Here is a 9,059-nt window from a genome sequence, read left to right as displayed (position 1 = left end):
CCCCCCAGGGAGCCCGGCCCGCGGCGCGTCCACACCCCCCGGCGGCGCGAGAGCCCCGGGTCAGAAGGTCTGCAGCGTCACCAGCGTGATCCGCGACCCGGCCCCCGAGGTGCCGGGCTCCGTCTCGATCCGCACCCGCTGGCCCGGCCGCAGCAGGAGCAGCCCGCCCGCCTCGAAGGCCTCCGCCCCGAACTCCACGGGGGTGCCGTCGTCGAGCAGCACACTGCCGCTGCGGGTCTCGGGGTCGTACGTGAACGCGGTCGCCTGCATGGACCGCAGCCTATCCGGCCACCGGCAGCCACCGGGCGGCCGTCCGCGGACCGAGCCCGAGCGCCCCGGCCGCCGCGAGATCCTCCCCGGTGTCCACGTCCTGGCGTACGGAATCCACCCCTGCGAGCCGGATTTCCACCGCTCCCGAAGACAAATGGCGCAACCTCGACGCACCTCCGAATGCCGGTTCCAATTCCACCCCCGGACCCGCCGAGAGGAATGTCGTACCTATTTCGGCGGCATCCGCGAGAAATGCCCTCGGAAAATTCCGGGCCGCGTCCAGGACCCGGGTCAGCTCCGCGGGCCGCAGCGCCGGCAGGTCCGCGTTGAGCGCGGCCACGCGCGCGTGCGGCCGACCGGCCCGCACCGCGCGGACCCCGTGCCCGAGCGCCGCGTTGAGCCCCGCCGCCGGGAGGTCCGGCACGATCCGGGCGCCGAGGGCCGAGAGCGCCGCACCGGCCGCGGGATCGTCCGTGACGACCACCACATCCCGTACGCGCGCGCAGTTCAGCACCGCCCCCACGGTGTCCTCGGCGAACGCCAGCGCGAGCCGGGGGCGTAACCGGGCTCCCGTCGCCGCTGCCAGTCTGCTCTTCGCCAGGGCAAGGGGCTTCAGAGGTACGACCAGCGACCAGTCGTCGTCCGTGTCCGTGTTCATCGCGGCCCATTCTGTCCCGCCCAGGCGGTCCGCGGCGGGGTCCGGGGCGTACGGTGTCCTCGACACAGCAGGAGCACGGGGCGACACTTGACCCCCTGCCAGCCAGTCCCGGAGAAAGGTGTCCGAGTGCCCCGCCGCAGAATCGGCTTCTGGTACCGCCTCGCGGCGGTCATCGCCAAACCCCCCCTGGTGGTTCTGTTCAAGCGGGACTGGCGCGGCATGGAGCACATTCCGGCCGACGGCGGATTCATCACCGCGGTCAACCACAACTCCTACCTGGACCCGCTGTCGTACGCGCACTACCAGTACAACACCGGCCGTGTCCCGCGCCTCCTGGCCAAGGCGGGCCTCTTCAAGGCCCCCTTCGTCGGCATGATGCTGCGCGGCACCGGGCAGATCCCGGTCTACCGCGAGACCACCAACGCGCTGGACGCCTTCCGCGCCGCCGTCGACGCCATCGAGCGCGGCGAGTGCGTTGCCTTCTACCCCGAGGGCACCCTCACCCGCGACCCCGACATGTGGCCCATGGCGGGCAAGACCGGCGCCGCCCGCGTCGCGCTGCTCACCCGGGCCCCCGTGATCCCGGTGGCCCAGTGGGGCGCCAACCTCGCGATGCCGCCGTACGCCAAGGAGAACAAGCTCAGCCTGTTCCCCCGCAAGACGCTGATCGTGCAGGCCGGTCCGCCCGTCGACCTCTCCCGCTTCCACGGCCTGGAGCCGACGCCCGAGGTGCTCCGCGAGGCCACCGAGACCATCATGGCCGCCATCACCGCCCTCCTGGAGGAGGTCCGCGGCGAGAAGGCGCCCGCCGAACCGTACGACCACCGCAAGGCCCGCCTGGAACAGCGGCGCAAGGCCGCCGAGGAGGGCACCAAGTGACCAAGGCAGCCGTCTTCGGCAACGGATCCTGGGGCACCGCCTTCGCCATGGTGCTCGCCGACGCGGGGTGCGAGGTGAGCCTCTGGGGCCGCCGCGCCGAACTCGCCAAGGAGATCAACGCCACCCGGACGAACCCCGACTACCTGCCGGGAGTCGAACTCCCGGGGGCGATCACGGCCACCGCGGACCCGGCCGAGGCCGCCCGCGACGCCGACTTCACCGTCCTCGTCATCCCCTCCCAGACCCTGCGCGGCAACCTCGCCGCCTGGAAGCCGCTGCTCGCCCCGGACACCGTCCTCGTCTCCCTCATGAAGGGCGTCGAGCTCGGCACCGCCAAGCGGATGAGCGAGGTCATCACCGAGGTCGCCGACGTGCCCGCCGAGCGCGTGGCCGTCCTCACCGGCCCCAACCTGGCCAAGGAGATCGCCGCCCGGCAGCCCGCCGCCGCCGTCGCCGCCTGCGTCGACGAGACCGTCGCCCAGCGGCTCCAGGCCGCCTGCATGACCCCGTACTTCCGCCCGTACACCAACACCGACGTGGTGGGCTGCGAGCTCGGCGGCGCCGTGAAGAACGTCATCGGCCTCGCCGTCGGCATCGCCAACGGCATGGGCCTCGGCGACAACTCCAAGGCCACGCTCATCACCCGCGGCCTCGCCGAGACCACCCGCCTCGGCCTCGCCATGGGCGCCGACCCGCTCACCTTCTCCGGCCTCGCCGGCCTCGGCGACCTGGTCGCCACCTGCTCCTCGCCGCTCTCCCGGAACAACACCTTCGGCACCAACCTCGGCCGCGGGATGACCCTCCAGGAGACCATCGCGGCCACCAAGCAGACCGCCGAGGGCGTCAAGTCCTGCGAGTCCGTGCTCGATCTGGGCCGCCGCCACGGAGTCGACATGCCGATCACCGAGACCGTCGTCTCGATCGTCCACGACGGCAAGCCGCCGATCGTCGCGCTCAAGGAGCTGATGTCGCGCTCGGCCAAGCCCGAACGCCGCTGAACCGTCGCCCGCCGCCGGTCGCGCACCCGCTGCGCCGTACGCGCGCGGCGGCAGCGGGGCGCTCAGCAGTTCGGGAGTCGCAAGGTACGCTCATCGCGATATGAGCGAGAACACCCAGAGCCCCCGCAAGCCGCGCGTGGCCGTCGTCTTCGGCGGACGCAGCTCCGAGCACGCCATCTCCGTCGTCACGGCCGGCGCCGTCCTGAGCGCCATCGACCGGGACAAGTACGACGTGCTGCCCATCGGCATCACGACGGACGGGCGCTGGGCGCTCACCGCCGACGCCCCCGAGCGCATGGCCATCGCCGACCGCGCCCTGCCGAACGTCGCCGACCTGGCCGAGTCCGCCGAGGGCGGCGTCGTCCTCTCCGTCGACCCCGCCAACCGCGAGGTCGTCCTCACCGAGCCCGGCGCCGTGCCGAAGGCCCTCGGCGAGGTCGACGTGGTCTTCCCGATGCTCCACGGCCCGTACGGCGAGGACGGCACCCTCCAGGGCCTCCTGGAGCTCTCCGGCGTCCCCTACGTCGGCGCGGGCGTCCTCGCCTCCGCCGTCGGCCAGGACAAGGAGTACATGAAGCGGGTCTTCGTCTCCTTCGGCCTGCCCGTCGGACCGTACGAGGTCATCCGCCCCCGCGAGTGGGAGCAGAACCCGGCCGCCGCCCGCAAGAGGATCGTCGAGTTCGCCGCCGACCACGGCTGGCCGCTCTTCGTGAAGCCGGCCCGCGGCGGCTCGTCCATGGGCATCACCAAGGTCGACGACCTCTCCGGCCTCGACGAGGCCATCGAGGAGGCCCGCCGCCACGACCCCAAGATCCTCGTCGAGTCGCTGCTGCGCGGCCGCGAGATCGAGTGCGGCGTCCTGGAGTTCGAGGACGGCCCGCGCGCCAGCGTGCCGGCCGAGATCCCGCCGGTCACGAACCACGACTTCTACGACTTCGAGGCCAAGTACATCGACTCGGCCTCCGGCATCGTGCCCGCCCCGATCGGGGACGAGGCCACCGCCGAGGTCCAGCGCCTGGCCGTCGCCGCCTACGAGGCCGTCTCCTGCGAGGGCCTGGTCCGCGCGGACTTCTTCCTCACCGAGGACGGCGAGTTCGTCATCAACGAGATCAACACCATGCCGGGCTTCACGCCGATCTCCATGTACCCGCGCATGTGGCAGGAGAGCGGCGTCGGCTACCCCGAGCTCGTCGACCGGCTCATCCAGGCGGCGCTGAACCGCTCCACGGGCCTGCGCTAGACGCACCGGAACGCACGGTCCGGGGTGCGGTCAGCCGCACTCCGGATCCAGGCCGCAGGGGATCGTCCTCGCCACGGGGGAGGCGAGGTCCACCAGCGGACCGGCGTCGTGCGCGAACCGCTCGTCGAGGCTCACCTCGACATAGGTCTTCCGGTACACCGTGGTGAAACGGGGGCCGCCGCCCTCCGCGAACTCCAGCATCCAGCGCACGCCGTTCGCGGAGACGCCCTGCGACTTCGGGTCGCTCATCTTTTCGGGCCGGGGGACCCCGCAGCGCAGTACGATCGCACCGTCACCCCACCCGGCGGTCAGCTCGGAGCCGGGCTCCGGATCACTCCGTTCCAGCCCCGCCACGGTGTCGGGAAGCTCCTTCGCCAAGGCCTGGCAGAAGGCGGCCTCCTCCACCGGGGGGCTGGGAACCTCGACGGACGCCGCGGCGCCCGTCGAGGAGCAGCCGGCGACGGCCAGCAGCAGGACGGCGGCCGACACGGCGGCGGGCAGGCCGAAAGGCCGGTGGGCAGACATCACCGGCCAAGGGTAGACGGGGGCTACAGATGAACGACCGGGCAGGTGAGGGTGCGCGTGATGCCGTCCACTTGCTGGACCTTGGCGACCACCATGCGGCCGAGCTCGTCGACCGTGTCCGCCTGTGCGCGCACGATGACGTCGTACGGACCGGTCACGTCTTCGGCCTGGAGCACCCCCGGGATCTTGGAGATGGTGTCGGCGACGGTCGACGCCTTGCCCACCTCGGTCTGGATGAGGATGTACGCCTGAACCACGGAACCTCCAGGGCGACCACGAGGATCTTGTGGGAGAAAGGGACGCCACGGTACCGCGTCGCCGCGGGCCGCGGGGAGACCCGCGCGTCCCGGGGCACCCGGGGTGTGGCGTACGCAGGACAGAAGTTGACGGTCTACTTGACGGTACCCAGCACGGTGACGGCCCGCGACCCGCGGCGCGCCCAGACGCGCCCCCGCCCGCCGGCCGGCACGAAGACACGAGGTGAGACGCGGTGAAGGGCACAGTCGGAGAGCTGGGCGAGTTCGGGCTCATCAGAGAGCTCACGTCCCGGCTCACCTCCACCCCGGCGGTGCGGATCGGGCCCGGCGACGACGCCGCGGTCGTCTCCGCCCCCGACCGGCGCGTGGTGGCCAGCACGGACATCCTCCTCGAAGGACGTCACTTCCGCCGCGACTGGTCGACGGCCTACGACGTCGGCCGCAAGGCCGCCGCGCAGAACCTCGCCGACATCGCGGCCATGGGCGCGGTCCCCACCGCGCTCCTCCTCGGCCTCGTCGTACCCGCCGAGCTCCCCGTCACCTGGGCCACCGAACTCATGGACGGACTGCGCGATGAATGTCAGGTCGCGGGCGCGGCGGTGGTCGGCGGCGACGTCGTCCGCGGCGACACGATCATGGTGTCCATCACCGCGCTCGGCGATCTGCGCAACCACGACCCGGTGACCCGGGGCGGGGCCCAGCCCGGCGACGTCGTCGCCTACACCGGCTGGCTCGGCTGGTCCGCCGCCGGATACGCGGTCCTCTCCCGCGGCTTCCGGTCCCCGCGGGCCTTCGTCGAGGCCCACCGCAGGCCCGAACCGCCGTACCACGCGGGCCCGGCGGCCGCCGGACTCGGCGCCACCGCCATGTGCGACGTCAGCGACGGCCTCATCGCCGACCTCGGCCACATCGCCGAGGCCAGCAAGGTCCGCATCGACCTGCGCTCCGGGCTCATCGACATCCCCACCCAGATGAACGACATCGGCCAGGCCGTCGGCGTCGACCCCATGCAGTGGGTGCTCACCGGGGGAGAGGACCACGCCATCGTGGCCACCTTCCCGCCCGACGTGAAGCTCCCCGCCCGTTGGAAGGTCATCGGCGAGGTCCTCAACCCGTCCGCGCTGCCGCAGGTCACCGTCGACGGGGCCCCCTGGCACAGCGTGGGCGGCTGGGACCACTTCGGAGAGACGGAGTGACCTCCCGGCCCCCGCTCGTGCTGACCGTCGCCGGATCCGACTCCGGCGGCGGCGCCGGCATCCAGGCCGACCTGAAGACGATGCTCGCGCTGGGCGTCCACGGCATGAGCGTGCTCACCGCCGTCACCGCCCAGAACTCGCGGGGCGTCCAGGGCGTCTGGGAGCTGCCCGTGGACGCCGTACGCGCCCAGTACCGGGCCGTCGTCGACGACATCGGCGTCCAGGCCGTGAAGACCGGCATGCTGGCCTCCGCCGCGCTCGTGGAGACCGTCGCCGACCTGCTCGACGGCACGGGCGCCCCCGTCGTCGTCGACCCGGTCGGGGTCTCCAAGCACGGGGACTCCCTGCTCGCCGAGGCCGCGCTCGACTCCGTCCGCACGAGGCTGCTGCCCCGCGCGACCGTCGCCACCCCCAACCTGGACGAGGTGGCGCAGCTCACAGGCGTGCACGTGGTGGACGAGGGCGGCATGCGGCCGGCCGCCGAGGCGGTCCTGGCGTACGGGCCGCGCTGGGCCCTGATCAAGGGCGGGCACCTGCCCGGCGGCGGGGACGCCGTCGACCTGCTCACGGACGGCACCGAGGAGCACTGGCTGCGCGCCCCGCGCCACGACAACCGGCACACCCACGGCACGGGCTGCACCCTCGCCTCGGCGATCGCCTCGGGGCTCGCCAAGGGCCTGCCGGTGCCGGAGGCGGTGCGGCAGGCCAAGGAGTACGTGACGGGGGCCATCGCCGCCGGATTCGCCCTGGGCGGGGGCATCGGCCCCGTCGACCACGGCTGGCGCTTCGGGGCCTGACGGCCCGCGCTGCGGGGCCCGGCCGTTCGGGGCCCCGCGGTGTCAGGGGCGACCGATCAGGGGCGACCGATCAGGCCCCGCGGTGTCGGGCCCGGCCGTTTCCGGGCATGGCAAAAGGCCGGTTCACCGAGGTGAACCGGCCTTTCAAGGCAACCGCAGGGGCTGCGCTACGACAGAACGTCGCAATTAGCGCGAGACCTTGCCGGCCTTGATGCACGAGGTGCAGACGTTGAGCCGCTTCGGCGTCCGACCGACCACGGCACGCACGCGCTGGATGTTCGGGTTCCAGCGACGGGACGTACGGCGGTGCGAGTGCGAAATGTTGTTGCCGAAGCCCGGCCCCTTGCCGCAGACGTCGCAGTTGGCAGCCACGGGTCACTCCAAAGACTTCAGAATTACAGTGAAATCCGGCGCACCGGAATCAGGAGTCTGAAGTGGCTTGCCGGGGAACGGCCCGGTGTGGACCGGGCAACCGAAGCAGCATACAACGCCTGCTTCGGTGGAACGAAACTACCATGGTCTCCGCCGACCTCGCCCCGGGCCCAGGTCACAGGCCGGACACCCCGGGTCTACCCTGCGGTGAGCTCACCGCAGAAGGAGGACCCCCGTTGTCGCGAGCCCTTCAGCCCCCCGAGGAGCTCGTCGAGCTCGACGCGGAAGCCCTCCGGACCTGGTGCGCGCGGACGCTGGACGCCCTCGGCCGGGAGCGCGAGGACATCGACGCGATCAACGTCTACCCGGTCGCCGACGGGGACACCGGCACCAACCTCTACCTGACCGCGGAAGCCGCCCACCAGGCCGTCGAAGCGGTCTTCGCCGCCTCCCCGCCCGACACCGCGGAGACCGTACGGGCCATGGCCCACGGCGCCCTGCTCGGCGCCCGCGGCAACTCCGGGACCATCCTGTCCCAGCTGCTCCGCGGCATGGCCGGGGTCCTCGCCGACGGATGTGACGGGGATCACCTCGCCCGCGCCCTCGCCGAGGCCGCGACCGCGGCCCGCAGGGCCGTCGCCCACCCCGTCGAAGGCACCATCCTCACCGTCGCCACCGCCGCCGCCGGGGCCTGCGCCACGGGCGGCACCCTCGTGGAGGTGGCCGGGAACGCCTACGACGGCGCCAGGACGGCCCTGGCGGCCACCTCGGGGCAACTGGACGTCCTCGAACGCGCCGGCGTCGTCGACGCGGGCGGACGCGGCCTCGTGACGATCCTGGGCGCGCTCCTGGAGACCGTCACCGGACAGGCCCCGCCCGACCCCGCGACGGCCCCCCGCCGCCCCGCCGCACCCGACCCCGGCGAGGACTGCCCCACCGACGGCGGGCCCGCCTACGAGGTGATCTACCTCCTGGAGGCCGACGACACCGCCGTCGAACTGCTCCGCGGGCGGCTGGACGCCCTGGGCGAGTCCCTCGTCGTCGTCGGCGGCGACGGGCTCTGGAACGTCCACGTGCACGTCGACGACGCGGGAGCCGCCGTCGAGGCCGGCGTCGAGGCCGGACGGCCGCACCGGATCTGCATCACCCACTTCGCGGCCGACGGCGCCGCCACGGCCGGACGCGGCGAACGCGCCCAGCGCGCCGTCGTCGCCGTCGTCCCCGGCGAAGGCCTCGCCGGACTCTGCGCCGAGGCCGGCGCGACCACCGTCCAGACCCGCCCCGGCGAACCGCCCGCGGGCGACGAACTCGTCGACGCCATCCGGCGGGCCCACGCGCGCGAGGTCGTCCTCCTCCCCAACGACACCGACCTGCGGCAGACCGCCGCGGCCGCCGCCGAACGCGCCAGGGCCGAGGGCATCCGCGTCGCCCTCATCCCCACCCGGGCCGCCGTCCAGGGCATCGCCGCCCTCGCCGTCCACGAACCCGACCGGCGCTTCGACGAGGACGTCGTCGCCATGACCGCCGCCGCCGGAGCCACCCGCTACGCCGAACTCGCCGTCGCCGAACGCCAGTCCTTCACCTCGGCCGGCGTCTGCCAGGCCGGCGACGTCCTCGGCCTCATCGAGGGCGACGTCGCCGTCATCGGCACCGACCTCACCGAGACCGCCCGCACCGTCCTGGACCGCATGCTCTCGGCGGGCGGCGAACTCGTCACCCTCGTCGTCGCCGACGACACCCCGCCCGACCTCGCCCCCGACCTGGAACGGCACGTCCGCCGCGGCTACCTCGCCGTCGACACCACCACGTACCACGCGGGCGCGGGGGCGCCGCCGCTGCTCATCGGGGTGGAATAGGCCGCTTTCCC

11 protein-coding genes are annotated in these 9,059 nt (G+C 73.1%); 6 read left to right on the top strand and 5 right to left on the bottom strand.

Annotated elements, in window-relative coordinates; translation table 11 throughout:
- Nucleotides 1-60: 60 nt before the first annotated feature.
- Both ACFCY7_RS29440 and cofC read right to left on the bottom strand, forming a co-directional pair.
- Nucleotides 61-270, bottom strand: a complete 210-nt coding sequence (locus tag ACFCY7_RS29440) for a hypothetical protein (RefSeq protein WP_367824174.1) — start codon at nucleotides 268-270, stop codon at nucleotides 61-63.
- Nucleotides 271-280: 10 nt separating this feature from the next.
- Nucleotides 281-928, bottom strand: a complete 648-nt coding sequence (cofC, locus tag ACFCY7_RS29435; RefSeq protein ID WP_376489089.1) for a 2-phospho-L-lactate guanylyltransferase — start codon at nucleotides 926-928, stop codon at nucleotides 281-283.
- A 126-nt stretch (nucleotides 929-1,054) separates the two neighbouring features.
- Between cofC and ACFCY7_RS29430 the strand changes: the two genes are divergently transcribed.
- The 3 genes from ACFCY7_RS29430 to ACFCY7_RS29420 all read left to right on the top strand — a co-directional run bounded on the left by ACFCY7_RS29430 (nucleotide 1,055) and on the right by ACFCY7_RS29420 (nucleotide 4,045).
- Entirely contained in the window at nucleotides 1,055-1,807 is a 753-nt protein-coding gene (locus ACFCY7_RS29430; protein WP_376489088.1) for a lysophospholipid acyltransferase family protein, read from the top strand.
- Nucleotides 1,804-2,805, top strand: coding sequence for an NAD(P)H-dependent glycerol-3-phosphate dehydrogenase (locus ACFCY7_RS29425; protein ID WP_376489087.1), 1,002 nt, complete (start codon nucleotides 1,804-1,806; stop codon nucleotides 2,803-2,805). Before ACFCY7_RS29430 ends, ACFCY7_RS29425 begins: the two co-directional genes overlap by 4 nt.
- A gap of 100 nt (nucleotides 2,806-2,905) precedes the next feature.
- A complete protein-coding gene (locus tag ACFCY7_RS29420; protein ID WP_376489086.1) occupies nucleotides 2,906-4,045 on the top strand; it encodes a D-alanine--D-alanine ligase family protein in 1,140 nt (379 codons plus the stop codon).
- 30 nt (nucleotides 4,046-4,075) lie between these two features.
- Here ACFCY7_RS29420 and ACFCY7_RS29415 read toward each other — a convergent pair whose 3' ends face one another.
- Together ACFCY7_RS29415 and ACFCY7_RS29410 are read right to left on the bottom strand one after the other, a co-directional pair.
- Nucleotides 4,076-4,570, bottom strand: coding sequence for a DUF3515 domain-containing protein (locus ACFCY7_RS29415; protein WP_376489091.1), 495 nt, complete (start codon nucleotides 4,568-4,570; stop codon nucleotides 4,076-4,078).
- Nucleotides 4,571-4,593: 23 nt separating this feature from the next.
- On the bottom strand, nucleotides 4,594-4,827 hold the full coding sequence (locus ACFCY7_RS29410; protein WP_015036438.1) for an Lrp/AsnC family transcriptional regulator: 234 nt from the start codon (nucleotides 4,825-4,827) through the stop codon (nucleotides 4,594-4,596).
- Nucleotides 4,828-5,060: 233 nt separating this feature from the next.
- On the opposite strand from ACFCY7_RS29410, the gene ACFCY7_RS29405 reads away from it, so the two are divergent.
- Nucleotides 5,061-6,023 (top strand): thiamine-phosphate kinase, encoded by a 963-nt coding sequence (locus ACFCY7_RS29405; protein ID WP_017235962.1) that lies wholly within the window; start codon nucleotides 5,061-5,063, stop codon nucleotides 6,021-6,023.
- Complete coding sequence (gene thiD, locus ACFCY7_RS29400) at nucleotides 6,020-6,820, top strand: bifunctional hydroxymethylpyrimidine kinase/phosphomethylpyrimidine kinase (protein ID WP_376489085.1); 801 nt, start codon at nucleotides 6,020-6,022, stop codon at nucleotides 6,818-6,820. The genes ACFCY7_RS29405 and thiD overlap by 4 nt, the downstream gene beginning before the upstream one ends.
- Nucleotides 6,821-7,006: 186 nt before the next feature.
- Here the strand turns inward: thiD and rpmB are convergent, their stop codons facing one another.
- A complete protein-coding gene (gene rpmB, locus ACFCY7_RS29395) occupies nucleotides 7,007-7,192 on the bottom strand; it encodes a 50S ribosomal protein L28 (protein WP_003957616.1) in 186 nt (61 codons plus the stop codon).
- Between the two features lie 236 nt (nucleotides 7,193-7,428).
- Between rpmB and ACFCY7_RS29390 the strand changes: the two genes are divergently transcribed.
- On the top strand, nucleotides 7,429-9,048 hold the full coding sequence (locus ACFCY7_RS29390) for a DAK2 domain-containing protein (protein WP_376489084.1): 1,620 nt from the start codon (nucleotides 7,429-7,431) through the stop codon (nucleotides 9,046-9,048).
- Nucleotides 9,049-9,059: the final 11 nt, after the last annotated feature.

This window comes from Streptomyces sp. NPDC056361, assembly GCF_042262805.1.
Lineage (GTDB): Bacteria > Actinomycetota > Actinomycetes > Streptomycetales > Streptomycetaceae > Streptomyces.
This window is presented reverse-complemented; position numbering and strand designations above follow the sequence as displayed.